Origin of the sequence: Sorangium sp. So ce295, assembly GCF_051527405.1 — a bacterium.
Lineage (GTDB): Bacteria > Myxococcota_A > Polyangia > Polyangiales > Polyangiaceae > Sorangium > Sorangium cellulosum_B.
In genome coordinates this window covers 870,005-894,762 of record NZ_CP150324.1, presented here as the reverse complement: position 1 = coordinate 894,762, position 24,758 = coordinate 870,005, and the positions used below count along the sequence as shown (strand labels likewise).

Genomic DNA, 24,758 nt, shown 5'->3' with positions numbered 1-24,758 from the left:
GCGGACCGTACGCGCGGCCCGCGCCGCACCGCGAGGCCGCGCTCAGAACCGGAGATCGCCGCGCGGCGCCTCCACCTTGCCCTCGAGCGCGTCGATCGCCTTCGCGACCTCGGGGTCGTCGACGGTGGGGACGTGCACCACGAACTTCACGTAGAGATCCCCGGGCTCCTTCGCCTTGCGGGCGATGCCCTTGCCGCGCAGCCGCATCACCTGGCCGGTCTGGGTGCGCGCCGGGATCTTGAGCGTCACCTCGCCGTCGGGCGTGGGGATGCGGATCTTCTCGCCCCGATAGGCCTCGCCCAGGGTGACGGGGACGTCGAGGTGGAGGTCGTCGCCCTCGCGCTTGAAGAACGGGTGCGGCGTGACGTGGATGTTGAGCAGCAGATCGCCGGGCTCGCCGCCGCCCATGCCCGGCGCGCCCTGGCCGCGGATGCGCAGGCGGCTGCCCTCGGCGGCCCCGGGCGGGACGCGCACCGTGACCGGCTCGGGATCCCCCTCGCGCTGGAGCTGGAGCGTCGTGCCGCGCACCGCCGACACGAAATCGATGGTGAGGTTCTGCTCGATGTCGCCGCCGCGGCCGCGCGCCGGCTGCGGGCGGCGGCCCGCGCCCCCCGCGCCGGCGCGGCCACGGCCAAAGAGGTCGCCGAGGATGTCGCTGAGGTCGCCTCCGGCTTGGGCGTTGCCGAAGATCTCCTGGACGTCGAAGCCGCCGGGGCCGCGGCCCCCGCCGCCGGCCCGCGCGTTCGCGTAGCGGCGATAGGCGCGGGCGCGCTCCGGATCGAAGTTCTGCGAGAGGCTCTCCTCGCCGAACTCGTCGTAGAGCGCGCGCTTCGTCTTGTCGCTCAGCACCTCGTGAGCCTGGTTGATCTCCTTGAACTTCTGCTCGTTGGCCTTCCCCGGGCTCTTGTCCGGGTGGAACTTCATCGCGAGCTTGCGGAACGCCTTCTTGATGCTGTCCTCGTCCGCGTCGCGCGAGACGCCGAGCACGGAGTAGAGATCACGAGCCATGGTCGTCCGTCATCGTTCTGGTCCGCGGGAGGTGCGAGCCGCGCGGACCGCTGCGGGCCTTCATCGGGCCGAAACCTAGATCTGCCGTCGGTCCTCGTCCACTGGGGGCAGCCGCCTGCACGAGCGTCAGCGGTGGAACGCGCGCGGCGCGGCGCGCCTCAGGCGCTCACCCGGAATGTCGTACCGGTGGGAGAGTCGGCAACCTCGATGCCGTCGCGCTCGAGCTCCTTCCGGAGGGCGTCGCCCCGCGCGAAGTCCTTCGCGGCGCGCGCCGCGGCGCGCTCGGCGAGCTTCGCCTCGATCGCCTGCCGGGTCGTGCCGAGGAGCCCGAGGCGCTGCTCCTGCGTGCGGGCCTGGTAGACCGGAGACGGCGTCTGCAGCAGGCCGAGGACGTCGAGCAAGGACCGCAGGGCCGCGTGGAGGCGGCGCGCGAGCGGCGGGGCGGCGCGGGCGACGTCCTGGTCCTTCCCCCGCCGCTGCGCGGCGTCGGCGAGCTCGTTGGCGGCCTTGGCGACCTCGGCGATGATCGAGAGCACGACGGGGGTGTTGAGATCGTCGTCGAGCGCGGCGGCGGCGCGGCCCGGCGCGCCGTCGGCGAGCGCGGCGAGCGCCGCGAACCCCTTCGGGAGCCGCGCCGGCAGCTCCGGCGCGGCGCCCTCGCCGGCGTCGGGCGGGCCGGCGAGCGCGGACAGTCGATCGAGCGTCGCATACAGGTAGTCGACGCGGCGCTCGGCCTCGACCACGCCGGGGAACACGACGCGGCCGTCGTCGCGCTTGTGGGTGTCGAACTCGAGCGGGCCCCGGTAGTGGACCGTGAGCAGGAAGTAGCGGAGCGCCTCCGGGTCGTTGCGCGCGTAGACGTCGCGGAGCTTGACGAAGTTGCCGAGCGACTTCGCCATCTTCTCCTTGTCGACGTTGACGAAGCCGTTGTGGATCCAGATCGAGGCGAGCGGCGCGCCGTCCGGATCGGCAGCCTCGCTCTGCGCGATCTCGTTCTCGTGATGGGGAAAGACGAGATCCATGCCGCCGCAGTGGACGTCGAAGCCGGCCCCGAGGTAGCGGCCCGCCATGGCGGAGCACTCGATGTGCCACCCGGGGCGCCCCTTGCCCCACGGGCTGTCCCAGCCCCACCCGCCGGGGGCGACCCCCTTCCAGAGCGCGAAGTCGAGCGGATCGCGCTTGTCCTCGCACGGACCGACGCGCGCGCCGACCCGCAGCTCGTCGAGGTTGCGCTTCGAGAGCTTGCCGTAGGAGGGGAAGCTGCGGACCGAGTAATACACGTCGCGAACGTCGCGAACGTCGCCGGGGCGCTCGACGACATAGGCCGCGCCTCGCTCGATCAGCCGCTCGACGAGGGCGATGACCTCCGGGATGTGCTCCGAGACCTTCGGCTCGACGTCGGGCGTCAGACAGCCGAGGGCGGCGACGTCGTCCTGGTACAGGCGAGCCATCCGCGCCGACAGGTCCATGGGAGGCTCGCCGGACTCGGCCGACCGCTGCAGGATCTTGTCGTCGACGTCCGTGACGTTTCGAACGTAGACGACGCGGAGGCCGCGCGCCCTCAGGTGGCGGACGAGGATATCCGGGGCGAGCGCGGCGCGGCCGTGCCCCACGTGCGCGACGTCGTAGGTCGTCGGGCCGCAGCAGTACATGCGGACCTCGCCAGGCCGCCGTGGGGCGAGCGGGGCGAGCTTCTGGGTCAGCGTGTCGTGGAGGCGCAGGACGGACATCGGCCGGGGGTCTATCAAGGCGGGCGGATGCTGTCACGGGCCCGCGTGCTTAAGGTGGTCACGATGCTGCCCGTCCGTGACCAACTGCCGACCCGCAAGCTGCCGGTCGTCAACTACCTGCTGATCGCGCTCAACGTCCTCGGTTTCTTCTGGATGCGATCGACGATCGCTGCCGGGTTGCCGCCCGACCGGCTGCTCTCGGCGTGGGGCCTCGTCCCCGAGCAGCTCCTGGAAGCGCCGAGCGACGCGTGGTGGACGGTCTTCAGCAGCATGTTCCTGCACGATCCGACGGGGTGGGCCCACCTCGGCGGGAACATGCTGTTCCTCTGGATCTTTGGCGACAACGTCGAGGACGCGCTGGGCAGCGCCCGCTACGCGGCCTTCTATGTGCTGTCCGGGATCGCCGCCGCGGGCGCGCAGATCATCATCGATCCCGGCTCGACGATCCCGATGGTGGGCGCCTCGGGCGCGATCTCGGGCGTGCTGGCCGCGTACGCGTCGCTCTACCCGCGATCGCCGATCACGGTGCTGAACCCGATCTTCCTCCTGTGGTTCATCTTCGGGCTGTTCCTGGAGCTCCCGGCGTGGCTGGTCATCCTCGAGTACTTCGTGGTGAACCTGCTGAACGGGCTCGGCTCCATCGGCGTGCGCGGCGGCGGCGTGGCGTTCTTCGCGCACCTCGGGGGGTTCGTCGCCGGGCTCTTCCTCGTCCGCATCTTCATGACAGGGCGCACCCGGCGCGAGCACGAGCGCTGGCAGCACTTTCGCCCGTCCCCCCGGCGCCCCGCTGCCCGCCGGTCCCCGCCGTGGGACGCGCCGCGGCGAAGAGACTCCTGGTGACGGCGAGGATCTCGCCGGAACGGCCGGGCTGCTCGCGGTTCGCCCAGGATGCAAAAGCGTGATAGCGTCGGCCCGCAGCGATGCGACGACCCCTTCGAAGGCGCCTCACCGCCGCGGGTTCTGCGGGCGAGGCAGCGGACCCCCGAGCCTGGCTGCTCGCCGTCGCGATCGCGCTCGCCGCCTGCGGAGGGCCGTCGTTCGACGGAACGGTCTACCGCGGCACGGACGTGGCGTTCCGCGTACCCCCGGCGCCGGCGAGCTGGGAGCGGCTCGAGGTGTCGGACGCGGCCGTGGCGTACCGCGACGACGCGAACGGGGCGACCATCGCCCTCAACGGGCGCTGCCGGAACGAGGAGGACATCCCGCTCGTCTCGCTGACCAACCACCTCTTCCTGCACTTCACCGAGCGCGAGGTGCTGAAGCAGGAGGTCGTGCCGTTCGACGGCCGCGAGGCGATGCACACCGTCATGTCGGCGAAGCTCGACGGGGTGCCGAAGGTCTTCGACATCTGGGTGCTCAAGAAGAACGGCTGCGTGTACGACATGCTCCTCATCGCCGATCCCGCCCGCTACGCCGGAAGCGAGCCGGCGTTCACGCGGATGGTCCGCGGCTTCTCGACCCTGCGCACCGATGACCGATGACGACTGATCGCAAACGGCCCGTGGCGCCGCCGCCCGCCTCGAACGGCCCGCCGGCCGCCTCCTCCGGCGGGGGCTCCACCAGCGTGCCCCCGCAGAGCCTGCAGCCGACGAGCGTGCCCCCGCAGAGCCTGGCGCCGAACAGCCTGCCCCCTCCGCCGCTCCCCCCGCTGCTCGCCCGGATCAACGAGAACGCGGTCGGGTTCGTCGAGCACCTCGGGCAGTTCGGGCGGATGACCTGGGGGGCGCTCAGGTCGATGTTCGAGCGGCCGCTCGAGATCCGCTCGACCCTCTACCAGATGGAGGCGCTCGGCGTCCGCTCGGCCGCCATCGCGTCGGTGACGGCGCTCTTCGTCGGGATGGTCATGGCGGTGCAGTTCGCCATCGGCCTGCAGAAGTTCGGCGGCATGGAGTACACGGGCCGCATCATCGGCCTGTCGTTCTCGCGCGAGCTGGCGCCGACGCTGACGGCGGTGATCGTCGGCGGCCGCATCGGCGCCGGCATCGCGGCCGAGGTCGGGTCGATGGCCGTCACCGAGCAGATCGACGCGATCCGCGCCCTCGGCGCCAGCCCGCTGAAGAAGCTCGTCTTGCCGCGGCTGCTCGCGAGCATCGTGGTGATGCCCGTGCTCGGCGCGTTCGCGCTCGTGCTGGGCTTCGGCGGGGCGATGCTGGTCTGCGCGACCGAGTTCGGCATCCCCGCCGGCTTCTTCCTGAGGACGGCGCTCGGCTCGGTCACGTTCAACGATTACTTCAGCGGGATGTACAAGACGCCCTTCTTCGGGGCGATCATCGCGCTCGTCGGGTGCCACTTCGGGCTGATCACGCGGGGCGGAACGGAGGGCGTCGGCCACGCAACCACGCGCACGGTGGTGGTGACGTCGATCACCATCCTGATCGCCGACTTCTTCCTGACCAAGATGTCCATCCTGCTCTTCCCGACCCGGTGAGCAGGGGCGGTCCGGGAGGCGCCCAGATGCCGCCGACGTCGCCGCGAACGCTGGCCGGGCTCCTGCCGGCGCTGCTGGCCGGGGTGCTGTTCGGGGTGCCGTTCGGGGTGACCGCCTGCCAGGGGGACGCCGGGAGGGAGGGCGGGGTCGCGGAGGCGAGCGACGGCGGCGCCGCGCTCCCGGAGGGCACGCCGGCGCCGCGGCGGCCGACGCGGCACTACCACCTCCGCCGGACGGACGACGGGTGCGAGCTCTTCTGGATCGACGGGGATCTCGTCTCCGCGTCCCAGGCGGTCGTGTGCCCGCCCGACCTCGAGGTGGGCGAGCGCCTCCGCCTGACCGGCAAGACTTGCCTCCGCGAGTCGGCGCAGACCCCCGCGCGCGCCGTGCCCGTCGTCTGCCCGCTGCCGCTCATGACGATGGAGAAGGCGGACAGGGCGCCGCCCGACGCCGGGGCGCCGCCCGACGCCGGCAAGCGAGACGGCGGGTAAGCGACGGGCAAGCGGCGGGGCCATCGAGGGCACAAGCGCGCAGCCGCCCACGTCCCTGGAGCATCGTAGTCCGGGGGGGTAGCGTCATGCGGCACGCGGATACCGTCGTGATCGGATCGGGCGCCGGCGGGCTCACTGCGGCGCTCGCGCTGGCGCGCGCGGGACAGAAGGTGCTCGTCGTCGAGCAGCACTACCTGCCCGGCGGGTGGACGCACAGCTTCTCGTTGAATGGGTACCTGTTCAGCCCGGGAGTCCATTATATCGGCGGGCTCGGCCCGGGGGGCGCCGTGCGGCGGCTCTACGAGGGGCTCGGGCTCTCGGGAGATCTCGAGTTCTGCGAGCTCAACCCGGATGGGCTCGATCACCTGATCATCGGCGACGAGCGGCTCGACGTGCCCAAGGGCCTCGATCGGCTCATCGCCCGGCTCACGGCGCGGTTCCCGCACGAGGCCGCGGGGATAGCGCGGTATTTCCGTGTGCTGCGCGGGGTCAACGACGATCTCGGGCGCCTCGAGGCGATGCTCGAGTTCCCGAGGGTGCTGCTCGCGCCGTTCAAGGCGCCGAGCCTCGTGCGCTGGGGCCTCCGCACCCAGGAAGATCTGCTGGACGCGACGATCCGTGATCCCCTGCTGCGCGCGTTCCTTTCGGCGCAGGGGGGCGATCACGGGCTCTCGCCGTCGCGCGTGGCGCTGCCGGTCCACGCGGGCATCGTCTGCCATTACACGGACGGCGGGTACTACCCGCGCGGGGGCGCGAAGCGCATCCCGCTCGCGATGATCAGGGCCCTTCGCCGGCTCGGCGGGCAGGTGCGGACGCGCGCGCGGGTGAAGCGCATCCTCGTCGAGCAAGGGAGAGCGGCCGGCGTCGAGCTGGAAGGGGGCGAGGTCCTGCGCGCGGCGAGCGTCGTCTCGAACGCGGACCCGGCGATCACCTATGGAGAGCTGCTGCCGCCCGAGCTGACCGCCCGCGAGCGCCGCAAGGTCCAGCGGATGGAGTACTCGGTCAGCCTGCTCAGCGTGTTCTGCGCGGTGGACATGGACCTCCGGTCGATGGGTTACGACTCGGGCAACTACTGGTGGTACCGCGGGCGAGACGTGGGGCGCCTCTACGAGCGCATGGAGCACCAGCTGCCGCGCGGGGCGGTGGACGGGCTGTTCCTGACCATCACGACGCTGAAGGACCCGGGCCACCCGACCCGGGGCGACCACCACACGATCGAGATGTTCACGTTCGTGCCCCACGGCCCCTTCACGCGCTGGGAGAAGACCCGCACGGGCGAGCGAGGGGCGGAGTACGAGGCGTTCAAGGCGTCGATCGGAGATCAGATGATCGCGGCGGCGGAGAACGTCATCCCAGGCATCTCGCGCGCGCTCGTGTTCCGCTCGGTGGCGACGCCGCTGACCAACGACTTCTACTGCGCCACGTACCGCGGCGCCGCCTACGGCACCGCCAAGACGAGGTGGCAGCTCGGCCCGCTGTCGTTCTCCATCGGGACGAGGATCCCGGGGCTGTACCAGTGCGGGGCGAGCACGCTGAGCCACGGGGTGGCAGGCGCCGCGATGTCAGGCCTCATGGCCGCGCAGCGGATCACGGGCGCGGCGCGCGCGGAGGATCTGCTCGGGCCGGCCGACGGCTCGCTGCGGATCTACCCCGCCGATCGGCCGGAGGAGTGGCTGCACGAGCGGAGGAAGCCGAGCGCGGCGGCGCAGGCGGACACGGGCGACGAGGTGCCCGAGTGGACGTGAGCCGCGCTTGAGCCGCGCTGCCGCCCTAGCGAGCGCTAACCGGCCGGCGCCCTGGACCGGAACGTGATCTGCACGAGCGGCATCACGTCGGGATCGTCCTGTGTCTCCCGCTCGAACTGGAGCACGTCGTAATAGCCGCACCGGGGCCTGCCCGGGTAGTCGCGGCAGACCTCGGGCCGGGCCTCGTAGATGGTGCAGCCGCGGGTCGTGAGATCGAGGAAGCGGCAGACCCGGCCGAGCACCGGATCCGACTGCCGCCGGAGGATGCGCTCGTCGTTGTAGCGCTTCGTGAAGCGCGCCTCCGCGGCCTCGAGCGTGAGGCCGAAATGGCGGGCGAGCCGCCGCAGGTCGCGCGGCGTGACCTCGACCCGCTCGTAGATGGAGCAGCAGTAGGCCGGGCACTTCGAGCAATCGTAAGAGACGCGGGGCTTGGCCTTGAGGGTCGTCGTCATGGATCGTGGGGGACGTGCCTTCACTCGTTGAAGCCGAGCTGCTCCCGCGCCTCGGTCAGGCCGTCGCTCACGGCGAAGACGATGAGGTCGCGCGCCTCGGCGTTGCGCCCGATCCAGGTGACGCGGTCCTTGCCCGCGGCGGGCGGCGCGTTCGTGTTGCCGCCGGACCAGGCGATGCCCGTGAGGACGACGTTGATGTCGCCCACGGCGAGGAACGCGGCCCGGTTCCCCCAGCCGTTGATCGCGGTGTTCAACGTCGAGGCGCGGTTGCCGATCGAGCCGATGACGTCGGCGGCGAGCACGCTGATCTTCGGATCCACGCCGCCCGCCATCACCCGCTCGATGCGGCCGTGGTACTCGCGCAGGCGCCCGGCGTCCGCGCCCTGCGGCGACCACGACGGGACGAACGCCTTCAGGTAAGCCGCGAGCAGCGGCCAGAGATCGATCGGCGCCGTCCGCGAGAAGGCCGAGGCGTTGGTCTGGAGGATCTTGACGGCGCGGTGGATGAGGGCGAGCCGGACGTCCTCGCGCGGCGAGGTGACGAGCGCCTGGCCGAGGACGATCTTGGGCGGGCTCGTGGACGCCGGCACGCAGACGGCGCCGAGCGCGCCCGTCATGTAGACCTGCAGGCCGGGGAGGCCGTACGCCGCGCCGATGCCGCGCGCCAGATCGGTGATCTCGGCGTGCTGGGGCGGCAGCGGCGTCGCGCGGATCGAGTCGAGATCGAACGGCACCGCGGCGTCGAGCAGCGGGCCCGTCTTGAGCAGGAGCTCCCGGAACGCCGGGGTCATGAGCTCCGGCGCGAGGTGGGCGTCGAGGCGGGCCGCGCCGGCGGCGTTGCCCGCGCCGCCCATCGCGGCGTCGCGGCCGTCGAGCGCGTCGACCGTCGCGCGCGCGATCTTCGCGGCGCCGGCGCGTCCGCGGAGCTCCGCGACCGTCGCGACCGTCGAGAAGAGGTAGGGCTCGAAGCGGCCGGTGTTGAGCGCGCGGCGCGCGTCGGCGAGGGCGCGATCGAGCAGGGTGGTCGCCGCGGAGGCCTGCTCGGTGCGCTGGTAGTAGCTGGCCAGCGCGCCGAGGGCGAAGTCGTCCTTCGGCCACGTCTTGCGGGCCGTGAGCAGCGTGGCCTCGGCCTTCTTGGCGTCCCCCATCGCCTCGTAGATCTCGGCGAGCTCCGCGGTGCGGCGGCACTTCTGCTCGGGCGCCTCCGCGGCGCTGATGAGGAGGTTCTGCTGCTCGAGCGCGCGGGCGCCGTCGCCGGCGCGCTTGTAGAGCGAGACGAGGCGCTCGCGCGCGCTCACGTCGCCCGGCGAGCGCTTCAGGATCTCCTGGTACGCGAGCTCGGCGCGCTCCGCGTTCGGGAGGTGCTCGTCGTAGAGCTCGCCGAGGCGGAGGTAGATCGCGACCTGCTTCGCGGGCTCGGGCACGAGGCGCGCGAGGCGGATCCACGCCTGCTCGGCGCCGGCCCAGTCGCCCTCGCCGGCGCAGACGTCGGCGAACGCGGTCAGGGCCTCGACGTGATCGGGGTTCGCGTCGAGCGCGGCGGCGAGCGCGCGCTTCGCGGCCGCCGCGTCGCCGACGTCGGCGAGCGCCCGGCCGCGCAGGACCTCCATCTCGACCCGCTCCGCGGGATCCGTCACCGCCTCGAGGCGGCGCTCGAGGAGCGCGGCGAGCTCGGCGCGCGCGCCCTCGGCGATGTAGATGGCCCTGAGCCGCGAGAAGACGTCGGCGTACGACGGATCGACCGTGGCGACCGCCTCGAGGACGTCGCGCGCCCGCGCGACGTTCTGGACCTTGTCCTGCCAGAGCACGGCCGCGGCGTAGAGCGAGTGCGCGCGCCCCTCGGGGCCGACGCTCGCGCCCGCGGCAGACTCGAGCGCCGCGGCGGCGGCCGCCGGGTCGCCGCCGCGATCGAGCGCGTCGGCGAGATCGAGGTGCGCGACGAGGTAGTGCGGGACGAGCGTGATCGCGTGCCGGAAGAAGGCGACGGCGTCCTCGATCGAGCCCGCGAGCAGGGCGTCCCTGGCGGCGCGCACCGAGAGGGCCGCGGCCTCGGACGGGCGATCGGTGCGCTCGATGAGCTGGCGATCCGCCTCGATCGCGAGGGCGTGATCCGCCTTCGCGCGGGCCTGGGCGGCCATCTGGCGCAGCGCCCAGATGCCGCGGGGCTCGTTCCTGTACGCGATCTGGACCGGCTCGAGCGCCTCCTCCCACGGGAGCACGCGCAGGCGCAGCCGCGCCGACAGGAGCGCGTGGGCGATCGCCTCCGGGCCGTCGAGGACACGCGCGATCTCCAGGGCGATCGGCTCGAGCTCCTCGTCGCGGCCCTCGCTGATGAGGTACGAGGCGACCCGGCGGAGCGTCGGCAGGTGGTGCGGCGTCTCCTCCAGGATGGATCGGCGCCAGAGCAGGGCGCTGCCGGCGTCCTTGCGCCCGTGCTCGTCCAGCTCAGCGAGGCGCTCGTAGATGTCGAGGCGCTCCGCCGCGTCCGCCGCCTCGCGGGCGCGCGGGATCAGGGCGTCGACGAGCTCTCCTGTGCCGTGGCCCGCGACGGCCGCGCGGTAGAGCGCGATCGGCGCGAGCGCGTTGTCCCCGGCGGCGATCGCCTGGCGGGCGCACGCGGCGGCCTGCGCGAGATCGCCGGCGCGCTCGTGGTCGAGGGCGGCCTCGAGCGCGAGGCGAGCGGCCTCGATGCCCGCGGCGGCGCGGTCGTCACCCGGGCGGCCGGCGTCGCCATCACCGCCTGCGTCGAGGGCGCGCAGGAGCTCGGCGGCGCGCTCGGCGCGCCAGGAGGCGCGGTCGGCGGGCGGCTCCGGCGCGAGCCGCTCGAAGAGCTCGCGCAGGCCGATGTCCTGGGGGCGCGAGCGGTGCGCCGTCTCGAGGAGCGACGCCGCGGCCGCGGGGTCGGCCTCGGCGACGAGGAGCGCCTCGCGGACGAGATCGTGGGCCCGCTCGAGGGGGTCGGCCGCGCCCTCGCGGCGGGTCCTGAGCCACTCGAGGAGGCCGTCGCGGTCGACCCGGGCGCGCGCGCTCCGCTCGCCGAGGTGGAGCGCGACGGGGAGCTTCGGATCGATCTGGGCGGCGCGCGAGAGCAGGCGCTCGCCCTCCTCGTTGTCGCCGCCGTCGAGCAGGCGGATCGCGGCCTCGGTGACGAGCACCGCGGCCCGCGGCCCCTCGTCGAGCGTGAGCGCGTGCTCCGCGAGGATGCGGGCCGCGCCGACGCCGCTCTCCTGCGCGGCGCGGGCGCGCGCGGCGCCCTCGTGCTGCGGGTCCGCGGCGCGGGCGCGATCGAGATCGCTCATCGCCGCGCGCTGATCGCCCGCGATCTCCGCGAGGACGGCGGCGGCGAGCGCGCTGTCGCGCTCGGACGCGACCTCGCGCAGCGACGCCACGGCCCTGGCGACGCGGGCGCCGCGATCGCCGTCGAGATCGAGCTCGAGCGCGAGCGCCCGGAAGAGCGGGCTCTCCGGCGCGGTGTCGCCGTACGTGACGACCGCGCGGGAGAAGGCGTCGCTCGCGTCGACGCCGCCCTCGGCGGGGACGGCCTCGCGCGAGAGCGCGCGGCCGAGGGCCGCGGCGGCGCGGGCCCTCGGGCCGCCGAGGGGGCGCACGCCCCTCGACGCGGGCGCGCCGTCCACGGAGGCCACCGCGGCGTCGCCGCCGGCGTCGCTCAGGGCGGCGCTCGCCGCGGCGCAGAGCGGCGCGAACTCGGGATCGTCGGCGAGGGCGTCGAGCCACGGGTCGATCTCGCCCGCGGCGCCGCCGGCGAGCGCCGAGAGGACGATGCGATCGGCCGGCGAGAAGGCGCCGCCGGCGTCGCCGTCGTCGAGCGTCGCGTCGCGCACCGCGGCGGCGTCGCCGAGCTCGATCGCCTGCGCCGCGAGGGCGCGGCGCGCCTGGCCGCCGTGCGAGCCGGCGGCGACGCTGCGGAGCGCGCCGAGCGACGCCGGGCGGGTCTCCTTGCGCGCGGCGCTCAGCGCGGCGGTGAGCCACGCGACGGCGGGCGCGAGCGAGGTGCCGCGCAGGGGATCGAGGGTCGCGAGGCCCTCGGCGAGGTCGCCGGCGCCGAGCAGGGCGCGGGCGCGGAGCAGCGCCTCGTACGGCGTGGCGGGGGCGGCGCGGCCGCGCGCCGGCCGCGGAGCGCCGCGGTGCGCTGCGACCTGAGCGCTCGCGGCGGCGAGCGGCGCGAGCTCGGGCGCCTCGGGGAGGCGGAACTTCGCGAGCACGGCGGAGGCAGCCGCGTCCGAGTCCGGCGCGGCGAGCGCCTCGCAGAAGCGCTGGACGTGCGCGCGGGGATCGGCGGGGTGCGTCCGCGCCGCGAGCTCGAAGCGTTTGTGGGCGCCCTCGGGATCCGCGAGCGGGATGCGGCAGAGCTCCGCGCCGAGCACGAGGTTGTGGCAGCGCGCGACCGGCGTGCCGAGGACGCGGGTCTCGCTCTCCAGCGCCTCGAGCGCGGCGGGCAGATCTGCCTCGCGCATCAGGAGGCCGCGGAGCTGGCGGTGCGCGAAGATGAGGCTCGGGGCGAGATCCCGCGCCTCGGCGGCGATGGCGCGGGCGGTGGCGTCCTCCCCGGCCATCACGTAGAGCTCGGCGACGGGAAGCAGCGCGCGCGCCCGGGCCGCGGGGTCCTCGATGAGCTCGGCCTCGGAGCGGAGCCACGCGGCGCGCGCCGCCCACACGTCGCGCTGCTGCGACTGGACGAGGATCGCGCTCGCGTCCTGCTCGCCGTCGAACACCGAGGCGGGCGGCGGGATCGACGGCAGCGGCGGGAGGCTCTCGGGCGCGCGGGAAGGCGCCGATGACAACGGGCCCGAAGGAGGCGCCGACGGGACGCGCGCTGACGAAGACGGGCGCGGCGGCGACGACGACGGCACGCGCGACGACGACGGCACAAACGATGACGGCGACGGCACGAACGACGACGACGGCCGGACGTGGGACGGCGCAAACGGGCGTGGCGACGACGACGACGGCGCGCGCGACGACGAAGACGGGCGCGGCGGCGACGACGACGCGCGCGGCGATGAAGGCGGGCGCGGCGGCGTGAAGGCGACGCCGCTGTCGGGTCTCCGGGTCGCGACGCGCGTCTGCGCGAGATCGTCCTCGAGCTCTTCATCGGTCGGCTCGGCCGACCCGCTGAGCAGGCTGGACTCGTCGACGAGCTCGCCGGGATCGCTGTCGGCGGCGGGCTGATCCCAGCGGCTGGCGGAGGCGGACGACTGGCCGGTGTACGGCCGGGTCGTGGGCCCAGGCTCGTCGAGGGCGTTCGTCTCCTCGTCGTCGATGCCGTGCGTCTCCTCGTCGTCGAAGGCGTGCGCGTCCGCGAACCGGCCGCTGCTGGCGCCGCTGGGCGGCGCGAACTCGAACGGGGAGTCGCCGCCGTCGGGGATGGGCGTCGCGCGGTCGCCCGGCTCGGCGGTGTCCTCCTCGAACACAGGCTCCCGGCGCACCGACGGCGGCGGCAGCGGGGGCGGCGGGGCGGCGGGCTGGGGGCGCGGCGCCGTGAACCTCGCGGACGGGGCCGGCGGCGGGATCTTCGGCGTGCGATCACCGGGCGCGCCGGGCGTGAGCTCCGCGCCGAGCGACGCCTTCACGTCGCCCGGCCTGCTGCCCGAGCGGGGCGGGGCGGCGGGGCGGGGCAGCGACGGGGGGCGCGGCGGCGGGATGGGCGCCGGGGGCCGGCGCGTCCCGTGCAACGCCGGCGCCGAGGTCACGACCCCGTCGTCGGCGTCCTCGGCGCGCTGATCCTCGAACAGCATGTCGAGCAGCGCGTCGCTCTCTCCGGCGCTCTGCGCGGGCCTCGCGGGCACGGGCACGGGCTCGCGGGAGAACAGCTGCTTCAGGCCGCCTTCGCCGGCGCGCTCGCCCTCCTCGGCGCCGCGGATCGACTGGATGAGCTCTTCGGGGATCTTCGCGAGGAGCGTGGCCTCCTCGACGTCGCCCTCCGAGACCGCCGCGCCGTACATCGCCGGCGGGGGAACCGTGATCTTCTCCTGCGACGGCGCGCCCTCGTCGCCGCCGCCGCCAGAGGAGCTCTTGGATTGCGGATTCTTGCTCACCGGACCCCCATGCCGAGCTTCTTCCGGAGCTCGAGGTAGCTCTGCGAGAGGACGAACGCGACCAGCTGGCGCGCCCGCTCGCTCTCGGCGACGACACCGCCGAGCTGCTCGCGCGGGGTATTGAGGATGTCCGAGAGGACCAGCGAGACGTCGCCTGCGGCGATGACGGCCATGCGATCGATGCTCCTGCGCGCGGCCTGCGCCCAGCGGAGCGGGTCCTGCTGGCTCGAGACGATGCGCTGGCAGACGTCGGCGATGGCCTTGCGGGTCGCGCGCGACATCTCCTTGTGGATGGCGCGCGAGACCTCGCCGAAGACGGCGTAGGGCGGCTGCGGGACCGTGAAGCCCGCCTCGATGCACGCGGCCGCGACGAGCGAGGCGACGGTGCTGTCGTCCCGCGTCCTGAGCGAGGAGATGCCCCGGCGCAGCGCGAACGCCTCGCGCGCGATCGCCGAGCGCGAGGCGGCGTCGAGCGGCGTCGTGATCTCGGCGCCGAGCACGAGCGCCGGCAGCTGGCCGTAGACGCCGGTCGCGCCGCGAGGGCTGGGGCCGCCGACGTAGAGCTCGAAGTCCGTCTCGAAGCTGAGCGCGCCCATCCACTCGGCGACCGCCACGCGCAGCGGGTGGCCGCCGCGCGAGTCGATGCGGTCCTTCTTGCCGACGCCGAGCGACACGAGCGACGGGCCGAGCGCCATGCAGATGGTCTCGGCCATCTTCGCGAACAGCTCGCCGACGGGCCCGGTGTCGAGCGGATCGGCGATGTCGGCCATGGCCTTGGCGTCGAGGGCGATCTGCGGCCGCGCCGGGACGCGGGCGTCGATCTTCCTGAGCTCCGCGGAGATGCCGTCGTCGATGCGGACGAGCGAGACGAGCGCGCCGAGCGTGGCCTGCCGGAGCGCCGCGTCCTGCCCCGCGCCGGCGATCTTCGCGAGGAGCGCGACCCGGGCCGCGTCGAGCGGCTCGACCGCGAGCGCCTGGATCAGCGTCGCCTTGGCGCGGCCGAGCACGCGGGTGCGGAACGCGGGCTCGTAGTCGGTCGTGAGGACGAGATCGATCGCCTCGCCGTCGTCCGGCGCCTCTTCGAGGAGCTTCGCGACGGCCCGCTCGGCGCGGCGCGGCGCGCCGAGCTGATCCCGGTAGATGGCCATCGCGAGGCGCGCCGCCTCGATCCGCCCCTCGGGGGTGTCGCGCTCGACCATGAGCTCCTCGAGCAGGCGCGTCGCCTCGTCCCAGGAGCCGACCCGGGCGGCGACGCGGACGAGGCGCTCGCGGACGACGAGCGTCGACAGCCCGGCCCGGTGCAGGCCGATCAGCACCTCGAGCGCCCTGTCGTGCTCGCCGAGCTTCTCGTAGGCGTCGACGGCCGTGATCCCCGACATGAGGCGCTGCTCCCCCGGCGCCTTCGCGACGCGCGAGAGCTCGGCGTAGAAGGCGGCCGCCTGGCCGAGGTCGCCCTGCGCCTTCGAGATGTCGGCCGAGAGCGCCAGCGCGCCGATGTGATCCGGCTCGAGCAGCGTCACGTTCTCGAGCGCGGCGAGCGCGTCGTCGAGCCTGCCCTTCTTGCGGAGCACGCGCGCGCGCTCCCAGAACAGCTTGCAGAGCTCGAGGTCGTTGTCCGCCACGCCGAGCCGCCTCTCGATGATGTCGAGCAGCCGGTCGTCCTCGTTGCGCGCGCGGACCCGGCGGAACAGCCGGTCGAAGGCGACGCCGCGCCGCGGGTCGCGCGCGAACGCGCGATCGAAGGCGATCTCCGCGTCGTCGTGGGCCTCGGTGTGCTGGAGGAGCAGGAGCCCAGCGCTCTCCCAGAACCCCGCGCCGCGCGCGTCGTCCTTGCAGAGCGCCCCGAGCTGCGCCGAGGCGAGCGCCGTCGACACGGGGTCGCGCAGCGCCTCGGACGTCGCGCGAACGCCCTCCCAGGCGGCGACGTCGTCGGGCCGCCGCTCGACGACCGCGCGGAACGCGGCGAGCGCGCGCTCGTGATCCCCGGCCGCGAAGTCCGACCAGCCCGCGAGGCCGAGCGCGGTGAGCTGCGCCTCCTCGCCGAGCGCGTCGCCGAGCCCGTGCAGCGCCGCGGCGCGGCGCCGCGGATCGCAGCCGGGGAGCGCGAGCTCGAGGTTGGCGAGCTGCGCGGGCGCGTGCTCGCCCGTGAGGAACGGCCGCGGCAGGTTCGGCTGATCGAGCGCCCCGACGATCGCGGCCGAGGCCTCCATCGCGGCGCGGGCCTCGCCCTCCATGTGCCGCGCGAGCGCGCTCCGCGCGGCGACCTCCGCCTCGCGGTCCTCGGCGCCGAGCGCGGCGCCGAGCCACTCGAGCTCGGCGTGCGGGCTCGGGTCGGCAGCGGCCCACGCCGCCGCGCGCGCCGCGGTGCGCGCGCGATCCTGGTCCAGGGTCCGCGCGAGGCGGAAGCGCTCGGCGTGCGCGATCGTCGCGGCGCCGTCGCCGCGCTCCTCGATGTAGTCGAGCGCGCGCTCGACGGCGCTCCGCTGCTCGAGGGCCGGCTGCCAGAGGAGGCGCCCGAGCGCGGCGGCCAGGGCGAGGTCGTCGCTCGCCTGCGACTCCAGCGCCTCGAGCGTCGCGAGCGCCTCGTCGGCGTCGCCGCCCTCGGCCGCGCCGACCTCGAGGCCGAACCGCGACAGCGCGAGCGCCGCCGGGTCCTCGCCCGCCTCGCCGGCGACCTCGAGGGCGCGGCGCCGGCTCTCCAGATCGCCCGCCTCGTGGCCGCGGAGGGCCCAGGTGAGCGCCGTCGCGCCGGCGCGCGGCGCCTTGCCGCGCGCCGCCTCGAGCTCCTCGACGGCGCGCCCGCGCTCGCCGGCGCGCCAGAGCAGGATCGCCGCCTCGATGTGCAGCGCCGCCGAGAGATCGGCGTCGTCGATCGCCGCGGCGCAGGCCGACAGCGTCGCGGCCGCGGCGGCGGGGCTCCCGGCGCGCCGGTGGAGCTCGGCCAGGAACACCGCGACGACCTCGTCGTCCGCGGATCGCTCGAAGAGCGCGCGGAGCCGGCTCCGCGCGCGATCCAGATCGCCGCCGCGCGCGCTGCGCAGGGCAGCGACGAGCCACAGCCCGCGCGCGGTCTCCTCGCCCTCGACCTCGGCGAGCGCCTCGATGACCGTCGGCGAGCGCCGTGGGCCTGGGGCGCCGGGCTCGTCGCCGCGCTCGCGCCGGCTGCGGACGAGATCGACCGCGAAGGCGCCGAGCGCCCGCCCGAGCCACGCGTTCGGCGTGGCGCCGTCGTCGGCGCCGGCGTCGGCGAGCTCGGCGAAGGCGCCCTCGGCGCCGTCCGCGTCCCCCCGGAGGAGGCGGCTCCGGCCGATCTCGAACCACAGGCTCGCCTTCTCGGCCGGGTCGACGCCCGTCGAGAGCAGCCGCTTCGTCGACTCCTCGTACCAGGCCGCGTCGCCGCGGAGCGCGGCGAACGACCGGCCGAAGCGCGCGAGCACGCCCGGGTGGACGCCGGCCATGCCGGCCTGCGACAGGGCCGCCTTCGCCGCGCCGACGTCGTCCGTCCGCACCGCCCAGACGTAGGCCGCGAGGAGCAGCGCGCGCCCCCTCGCGTCGTCGCTCGCGTACGAGGCCGCCGTCGCCTCGAGCGAGGCCGCGAACGCGGACGGGTCCTGACCGTCTCCGAGGAGATCGATCTCCAGCGCGCGGGCCGGGATGCACTGCGGGTCGGCCGCGAGCGCGCTCCGGAGCGCCGCGAGCGCGGCCTCGCGATCGCTCGCGAGCGCCGCCGCCTCGGCGACGCGGAGCCACAGGGCCGCGGCGCCGGGCCCGCTCGCGCCGCGCGCGATCTCCTGCTTGGCCAGGCTGGCGGCGGCCTCGGCCTCGCCGGCGGACTCGAGCGCGGCGATGCGCGCCCGCCCGAGCAGCGTCGACTGGGGCAGCCGCTCCGCGGCCCGCTCGAGGAGCGACGCGAAGCCGCCCGTCCCGGCCCGCTGCGTCAGCTCGGCGGCGCGGAGCCACGCATCGGCCGCGTGCTCCGGCTTGCGCAGGGTCCGCGGGACGCCGTTGGCGTCGCCGCTCGCCTCGTCGTCGAGCGCGTCGGCGATGAGCTCCGCCTGCCCCTCGAGGGCGCGCGCGAGCGCGCCGAGGTCCTCCTCGCGCCGGGCGATGACCTCGAGCGCGAGCTGCGACCTGAAGCGCGCCCGCCCCTCCAGCGCGGCGGCCGCGTCGAGCAGCTCGTAGGCGCGCTCCACGTTCTCGGTCGCCGCCGCGAGGTCGGCGAGCTCGATGAAGAGCAGCCCCTTCCACGTCGCGTCCGTCGCGAGCTCCGCGCGGGCCTCCAGCGCGCGCATCCGGCCGGCGAGGTCCCCTTCCTTGGCCGCGATGAGCTCGAGCTCGAGCCACGGGGTCGCGTCCTCCGGGTTGCTGAGCGCCGCCTCTTCGAGCGCCTCCTTGGCCGCCGCGAGGTTCTGCTCGTGGTCCTGGAGGTACGCCGCGCGCTCCCAGAACGAGCGCGCCCGCTCCTCGGGCGTGGCCGCGGCGCGCGTGAGCGCGTCGAGCAGCTTGCCGAGGTTCTTGATGGACTTGCGCCGCGTGAGGATGCGGACCAGCGCCTCGAGCGGCTCGCGGAACTGGGGATCCGCGTTGAACGCGGCGAGGTAGTCGCGCGCCGCCGTGGGCTCCTCGCCGAGCGCCTCCTCGAGCGCGCCGAGCTCGTGCAGCAAGAGCGCCTGGAGCTGTCGCTCCGGCTGCTCGCCTTGCTCCGCGCGCAGCCGCGCGATCAGGGCCGTCATGCTCTCCGCTTGCCCCTCGGGTGCCTGAACCGTCATCTCGCTCGCGACGCCTCCGAACGGGGTCTCATCTGTGCGCACCGCATGACGATGGCGGAGAGTAGCGAACCGAACCTGACGGAGTAAAGCGCGCCGGGCAGGGAGCGGGCTCGAAGAGCGTCGAGCGGCGTCGAGTGGCCTGGCCTGGCCTGGCCGCGCGCGATCGGTGGGTCGAGCGGCGGACACGGATGTGCGGGCGCCCGCGCCCGGCGAGGAGATCCGCGGAGCGCGCCGGTCGACCGCGTAGGCCGCCGGAACCGCCGGAAAACGAAGAACGGTGGGCGCGCTCGCGCGCGGCGCGACACGCGCGAGCGGGCGGAGGTCGCTCGCTCGCGAGGAGGAGGCGGGGCTACGGGGCTGAGGAGGAGGGAGCGCGTGTCGGCCGGGGCGCCGCGCGCTGCGGGGCGGCGCGGTCGATCGAGCCGCCGGAGCGCACCTGGCCCGGCTGCCGGGCTAGGCCCTGCCCAGCACGGCGTCGAGCTTGTCGTTGACCTTCGACTCGACCATGCCCTTCATCGCCTTCAGCAGGAACGGCAGATCGATCTCCACATGGACCGCGGACGCCTCGACGCGAACGAGGCCCTTCGTCCCCTTCGCGGCGCCGCCCGGCGCCTCGAACCGGATGACGTCGCCATCCCATCGCCACTGGATGCCGAGCTTGTCTTCCATGCCCCGCGCAAGCTCTTCCGCGCGCTTCCTGGCCTCGTCCTTGGTGAGCGCGTGCTGCCGACGGATGTCGATCGTCGCCATACGGTATCTCCACTCGTTCGCGTCCACGGCGACGCGCCGCGCGCGGTTCGCTTTACTTACTCGATCCGACGCGCGATCCAAAAGCCGCGCGGCGTGTCGACCGGGCCGCTCACGCCGCCCTTGGGGAGGCTGAACAGCTCGTACTCCGGCGCGGGCTCGAGCACGCCGCGCGGGATGTAGCCGAGGTCGTCGGTCGACCCCTTGTCGCCCTTCTCGATGGCGGCCTTGAAGTCCGTCTTGGCCACCTCGGCGAGCTCCCTGGCGAGCGCCAGCGCGGCGTCCTTGGAGCGCGCGGTCGGCGCCGCGCCCTGCGCGCCGCGGTACTGGATGAGCACGACGCCGAAGCGCACCTTCTTCGGCGCCTCGGCCGGCAGCGAGGGCGGCGCCTCTCCCGAGAGGAGCGTGACGCCCGCGTCGGATCGCCCCGCCGGCTCGGGGCCGCGCTCCTGGACGATGCCCTCGGCGCCGGCGTCGCTCCCCGCGTCGGCGTCGCCCGCCGCGGCCGTCGCAGGCGAGGCGGCGGCGTCGGCGGCGTCGGGGCCTGCGTCGGCGGGCGCGCTGGCCGCGCCGCGCCCCTTCGAGCCGCCGTGCGTGATGACGAACGCCAGCGCGCCCGTGAAGAAGAGCGTGTAGATGACCGCCGTCGAGCGCTGCATGAGCGGCAGCGCGTTAGCACAGGTGGAGGACGCTTGGCGAGGCCGCGATGGCGACACGCGCCGCCTGCCAGACGGCGTCGCCGCTTCGTTACCGTCCCCGCGCCCCTCCGTCCCCGGCCGCGCCGCGTCTGCGCGCTGTCCGCTTCCTACTTCCGGACGAAGCACGCGACATGCCCGAGGAAGTCGCCGATTTGAGGGCGCCCGGCAGAAGAGGCGATCCTAAGGACCACAACCCCTGCTAGTAAGGAGAGCGGATGTCGGGGCATCCCGGCCTTTTGTAGGCCGAACGAGCGTGGGGGCGCCTGCGAAGGCGCTCGCAGCGCCGGCATCGGGTCGGGAAGCATGATCAAGGTCGAGTGCGACGGGTGCAAATCGCCGTACCAGGTCGACGAGAAGCGTGTCCCCCCTGCGGGGCTCAGGATGCGCTGTCCGAAGTGCGGTACGAGCTTGCTGGTGACCAAGGGGGGCGCAAGCGCAGCGCCCGCGCCGACGCCTGTGCCCACCCCCCCGCCGCGGGCCGGGGCGGGAGGCCTTCAGCTCTCGGAGCGGAGCGCCCCGGCGGCGCCCGAGGACGCCGATCTGCCCATGGCGGCTCCGGAGGACATCGCATTCCCCGCGGTCGCGCCTCCCCGACGCCCCGGGCCGGCGCCGGCGCCGGTACCGACGCCGCCGCGCCGCGCGGCGCCCGCGGTGCCTGCGCCGCCCGCGCCGCCTCCTGAGCCGCCGGGTCCGGAGGTCTTCGGCGAGATCGGCTTGCCGGACGTCCCCGATCGCCCCGCCCCGTCCGATCGGCGAAACGCCAAGACGGTGCCGCAGCGGCGCGGCTTCGGAGAGATCGATCTCATGGTCGAGCTCCCGAGCCCGACGGACGCCGAGGTGCAAGGGCTCAACCCGGACGATCTGCCGGTCGTCTACGGCAATGCGACCGGGGCGCCGGTGGCGCTCCCGGCGCGATCGCGCGCGGAGTCCCGCACCGCCCCGGCGACGCCGACCGCGTTCGCCGGCACCGACCTGCCGGCGCGGGTCGAGCCGCTGCCTCCGAGCAGCCGGCGCACCCTCGGGTTCGGCGATCGAGAGTCGGCGCCGGGCGCCCCCTCGAGGCCTGGTGCGCGGGACGCGGGGCTCGGCGGGCGAAACGCCGGGGCCACCACGCAGCCGCTCGGTCGCGGGCGCACCCGCGGCGCGGGGGACGCGCCCCCGCGCGTGGTCCCGGAGTACGATTTCGGAGACCTGGACGACGACGCGCCCCCGGCTCCTCCGGCGCGCTCCAGCAGCGGATCCATGTCGTTCGGCTTCGGCGAGCTCGAGCTGCCGCTCGAGGGCGACGGCGACGCCGAGCTCCCCGCGATGTCCGCGGGCGACCTGCCCATCGTCGCCGGCGATCTGCCGAGCTCGGCCCCGGCCGTCATCGGCATGCCCGCCCCGTTCTCGAACACGGGCCTGCCCACGCCGGCTTCCGCGCCGCTCCCCTCGCCGGCGCGCGCCGGGCTCCCGACCGCGGCCCAGGCGGGCTTCCCTTCTCCGACCGCCGCGGGCTTCCCTGCCCCGGCCCCCGCGGGCTTCCCCTCGAAGTCCACCGGCCCCGCCCTCCCCTCGAAGGCCGCCGGCTCCGCCCTCCCCTCGAAGGCCACCGGCGCCGGCTCACCTGCAGGACCGGGGACCATCGTCGGCGCCGAGCTCTTCGACGAGGCCCCGCCGGACTACGACGACTCGCGCGTGGGCGCCGCATTCCAGGCGCCCGGGCCGCGCCCCCTCCCGCCGCAGGCAGCGCCGGAGCCGCCCAGCAGCGGCGCCATGCCGCCCGTCGACTTCGGCGCCCTACCCCCCGCCGACTTCCTCGCCGCGCCGCCCGCCGACGCCCGCGCCGCGTCCACCACCGGCTTCGGCGCCGCGCCGCCCGCCGACGCCCGCGCCGCGTCCACCACCGGCTTCGGCGCCGCCGATTTCGGCGACGAGATCGCGCTCGGCGAGAGCGTCACGCAGCTCGCCCCCGGCGGCGCGCCCACGCCGTACGATCCGTCCGACCGCTCCGCGAACTTCACGCAATCGCCCGCGGACGCCGACGATCGGGGCATCGAGCTCAGCGAGCCGCACCCCAGCGTCGGGGACGAGGTCGACCTCACCGGCGCGGGCACCGAGATCGGCGACCTGAGCGCCGGTCCCGGCGCGCAGGCCGAGAAGCCCGCGGCGACCACGGAAGCGCCGCCGCAAAAGTCGAAGATCAAGCGCTACGTCGTGGCGGCGCTCGCGGTCGCCGCCGTCAGCGGCGGCGCGCTCGCGCTCGTTCCGGACGTCGGCGCCTTCGGCGTGAACCTCATCAGCGACCGGCTCAACGCCTTCGCGCACGAGGGGGCGCTCGCCGAGCTCCGCCAGCGGACCCAGACGGCCTTCGCCAAGGACACCGCGTCGGCCGCCAACGGAGCGCTGAACGACGCGAACGCCACGCGGGCCAATGCGCCGCGCCACCGGGCGACCATGGCCTACGCCGCGTACATCGCCTTCGCGCGGAGCATCCGCTTCGGGCACCGGACCGTCGACGACGCCTTCGGCAAGGAGATGCTCACGCTCGCGAGCTCCCAACCGGGCGACCTGCTCTCCCTGGCCGTCGCGGCGCAGGCCGCGGCCAGCGGCGAGCTCCCGCGCGCGCGGCAGGCCGCGCAGGCGCTCGCCGCGCAGCTCAAGGACGACGTCGATCTCGCTGTCCTCGCGGCCGAGATCGAGCTCGCCGCCAGGGACGCCCCCAAGGCGATCGCGGCGTGGCAGCACGCGAGCGGCCTCCAGAAGAGCGCGCGCACGCTCTACGGCCTGGCCCGGGCGCAGATCCTCGCCGGGGACACCGCGGGCGCCGAGGCGAGCGCCCGCGGCGCGCTCGAGGCCTCGCCCGACCACGTCGGGGCCCGCACGCTGATCGCGTCGCTGATCTGGCAGACCCCGGGCCGCGAGCAGGAGGCGCTCGATCTGCTCGGCAAGGTCACCGGCGACGGCCCGATCCGGGCCGCCGCGAGCGACCCCGAGATCGTCGACGCGTACACGCTGCTCGGCGCCATCCACCTCGCGAGGTCGCGCATGAGCGCGGCGGAGCAGGCCTTCGCCGCCGCGGTGAAGCTCGACCCGCAGGCGGTGCGCGCCCTGATCGGCAACGGCGAGGTCCTCTACCGGTCGGGCCGCTACTCCGAGGCGCAGGCGCGCTTCGAGGCCGCGGCCCGCGCCGACGCACAGAACCTCGCCGCGCAGCTCGGCAAGGCGAAGACGTGGCTGGCGCAGGAGCGCATGAAGGAGGCGAAGGACCTCCTGAAGGAGCTGCAGAAGACCCACGCGGCGGCCCCCCAGGTCGCTTACTGGCTCGGGCGCACCGAGCTCGCGCTCGGCAACAAGAAGGACGCGGAGCAGGCGTACCTCGACGCCGTGAAGTCGACGCAGAACCTCCCGGAGGTCGTCGACGCGTACGTGGCGCTGGCGTCGCTCCTGTCCAGCATGGGCCGCAACGAGGCGGCGGCGGAGAGGCTGTCGGAGGCGACGGCGAAGTTCCCGGACCTGCCCGCGCTGCACAAGGCCAAGGCGGAGGTCGCGCTCCAGACCGGGCGGTACGACGAGGCCCGGCAGGAGCTCGAGCTCGCGCTCGCGAAGGAGGACGACCTCGGCAGCCAGTTCAAGCTGGGCGTGGCGTACCGTCGCCTGCGCCGGTTCGAGGAGGCCGCGAAGATCTTCGACAAGGTCACGGCGGCCGACAAGGACTACCCGGGCCTCGCGCTCGAGCGCGGGCTCCTGTTCGAGGAGACCGGCCAGAGCGAGCGCGCGCTGGAGATGTACGCCGACGCGCTCCGCAAGGCGCCGAACGACATCGACCTGAAGCTGCGCGTCGGCTCGACCCAGGTCATGGCGGGGCACGCGAGCCAGGCGGAGCCCATCCTGCGCGACGTGCTCAAGGACCGCGCGAACTCCGCCGAGGCGAACCACTTCCTCGGCCGCGCGCTCCTCGTGCGCGGCACGAACATGGCCGAGGCGCTGCGCTTCCTGGAGCGCGCCGCGGAGCTCGATCCGAACCGCGCCGAGTACCACCTCTACGTCGGCTGGGGCGCCAACGAGACGGCCCAGACGGCGCGCGCGGAGATAGCGCTGAAGCGCGCGCTGGAGCTCGACGCGGAGCTCGGCGACGCGTACTGGCAGCGCGGCGTGCTGCTGCAGAAGCAGGGGGCGAGCCGGGACGCGCTGGCGGATCTCAAGATCGCGCTGGAGAAGAGGCCGTCCCGCTACGAGGCCTACGCGACGATGGCGCTCTGCTACCAGGATCAGGGCAACTGGGCCGCCGCGGAGGAAGCGTGGCGCAAGGCGATCGCGGCCAACGACAAGGTCCCCGAGTGGCACTACCGCCTCGGCAAGATCTACGCGTCGCGCGGCAACCGGGCCGGGACCGCGAGCGAGATGGAGCAGGCGGTCACCCTGGGCGAGGCGCCGGACCGCTCGACCCCGCCGTGGCTGTTCGACGCGCACTTCCTCCTCGCCGAGGCGCTCCGCGCGGCGAACAACCGCGAGAAGGCCGTCCACCACTACGAGCGCTTCCTGGAGACGGCGCCGACCGACAACGCCTACCGGCGCGACGCGGAGCAGGCGCTGGAGGGCCTGGGGGCGGGAAAGGGGCGCTGAGGCGGAGCGAGCGCCCGGCGCTCGGCTAT

At 74.7% G+C, this 24,758-nt stretch carries 13 protein-coding genes; 6 read left to right on the top strand and 7 right to left on the bottom strand.

Features of this window, described 5'->3' with window-relative positions; translation table 11 throughout:
* Positions 1-42: 42 nt before the first annotated feature.
* Positions 43-1,008, bottom strand: a complete 966-nt coding sequence (locus WMF11_RS03355; protein WP_437906955.1) for a DnaJ C-terminal domain-containing protein — start codon at positions 1,006-1,008, stop codon at positions 43-45.
* Between the two features lie 158 nt (positions 1,009-1,166).
* The gene (gene cysS, locus WMF11_RS03350) at positions 1,167-2,738 is read right to left on the bottom strand and encodes a cysteine--tRNA ligase (protein WP_437976389.1); all 1,572 of its coding nucleotides are present in this window, start codon (positions 2,736-2,738) and stop codon (positions 1,167-1,169) included.
* Between the two features lie 63 nt (positions 2,739-2,801).
* On the opposite strand from cysS, the gene WMF11_RS03345 reads away from it, so the two are divergent.
* From WMF11_RS03345 to WMF11_RS03325, 5 genes are all read left to right on the top strand, one after another.
* Positions 2,802-3,578: a rhomboid family intramembrane serine protease gene (locus WMF11_RS03345; protein WP_437976388.1), complete on the top strand. Its 777-nt coding sequence runs from the start codon at positions 2,802-2,804 to the stop codon at positions 3,576-3,578.
* A gap of 80 nt (positions 3,579-3,658) precedes the next feature.
* Positions 3,659-4,219 (top strand): hypothetical protein, encoded by a 561-nt coding sequence (locus WMF11_RS03340; protein WP_437549412.1) that lies wholly within the window; start codon positions 3,659-3,661, stop codon positions 4,217-4,219.
* Positions 4,216-5,166 (top strand): MlaE family lipid ABC transporter permease subunit, encoded by a 951-nt coding sequence (locus WMF11_RS03335; RefSeq protein WP_437906952.1) that lies wholly within the window; start codon positions 4,216-4,218, stop codon positions 5,164-5,166. Before WMF11_RS03340 ends, WMF11_RS03335 begins: the two co-directional genes overlap by 4 nt.
* 26 nt (positions 5,167-5,192) lie before the next feature.
* On the top strand, positions 5,193-5,657 hold the full coding sequence (locus WMF11_RS03330) for a hypothetical protein (RefSeq protein ID WP_437976387.1): 465 nt from the start codon (positions 5,193-5,195) through the stop codon (positions 5,655-5,657).
* A gap of 86 nt (positions 5,658-5,743) precedes the next feature.
* A complete protein-coding gene (locus tag WMF11_RS03325) occupies positions 5,744-7,402 on the top strand; it encodes a phytoene desaturase family protein (protein WP_437976386.1) in 1,659 nt (552 codons plus the stop codon).
* Positions 7,403-7,437: 35 nt separating this feature from the next.
* On the opposite strand, the gene WMF11_RS03320 is transcribed toward WMF11_RS03325, so the two are convergent.
* The 5 genes from WMF11_RS03320 to WMF11_RS03300 all read right to left on the bottom strand — a co-directional run bounded on the left by WMF11_RS03320 (position 7,438) and on the right by WMF11_RS03300 (position 20,085).
* Complete coding sequence (locus WMF11_RS03320) at positions 7,438-7,854, bottom strand: YkgJ family cysteine cluster protein (protein ID WP_437976385.1); 417 nt, start codon at positions 7,852-7,854, stop codon at positions 7,438-7,440.
* Positions 7,855-7,874: 20 nt separating this feature from the next.
* Positions 7,875-13,910: a hypothetical protein gene (locus tag WMF11_RS03315; RefSeq protein ID WP_437976384.1), complete on the bottom strand. Its 6,036-nt coding sequence runs from the start codon at positions 13,908-13,910 to the stop codon at positions 7,875-7,877.
* Positions 13,907-18,679 carry a hypothetical protein gene (locus WMF11_RS03310; RefSeq protein ID WP_437906948.1) on the bottom strand — a complete coding sequence of 1,591 codons (4,773 nt, stop codon included), beginning with the start codon at positions 18,677-18,679 and terminating at the stop codon, positions 13,907-13,909. The genes WMF11_RS03315 and WMF11_RS03310 overlap by 4 nt, the downstream gene beginning before the upstream one ends.
* Before the next feature lie 453 nt (positions 18,680-19,132).
* Positions 19,133-19,429, bottom strand: coding sequence for a polyhydroxyalkanoic acid system family protein (locus tag WMF11_RS03305; protein ID WP_272097713.1), 297 nt, complete (start codon positions 19,427-19,429; stop codon positions 19,133-19,135).
* Between the two features lie 56 nt (positions 19,430-19,485).
* Positions 19,486-20,085 carry a peptidyl-prolyl cis-trans isomerase gene (locus WMF11_RS03300; protein ID WP_437906947.1) on the bottom strand — a complete coding sequence of 200 codons (600 nt, stop codon included), beginning with the start codon at positions 20,083-20,085 and terminating at the stop codon, positions 19,486-19,488.
* A gap of 342 nt (positions 20,086-20,427) precedes the next feature.
* Here WMF11_RS03300 and WMF11_RS03295 point away from each other — a divergent pair, with 342 nt between their 5' ends.
* Entirely contained in the window at positions 20,428-24,729 is a 4,302-nt protein-coding gene (locus WMF11_RS03295) for a tetratricopeptide repeat protein (RefSeq protein ID WP_437976383.1), read from the top strand.
* Positions 24,730-24,758: the final 29 nt, after the last annotated feature.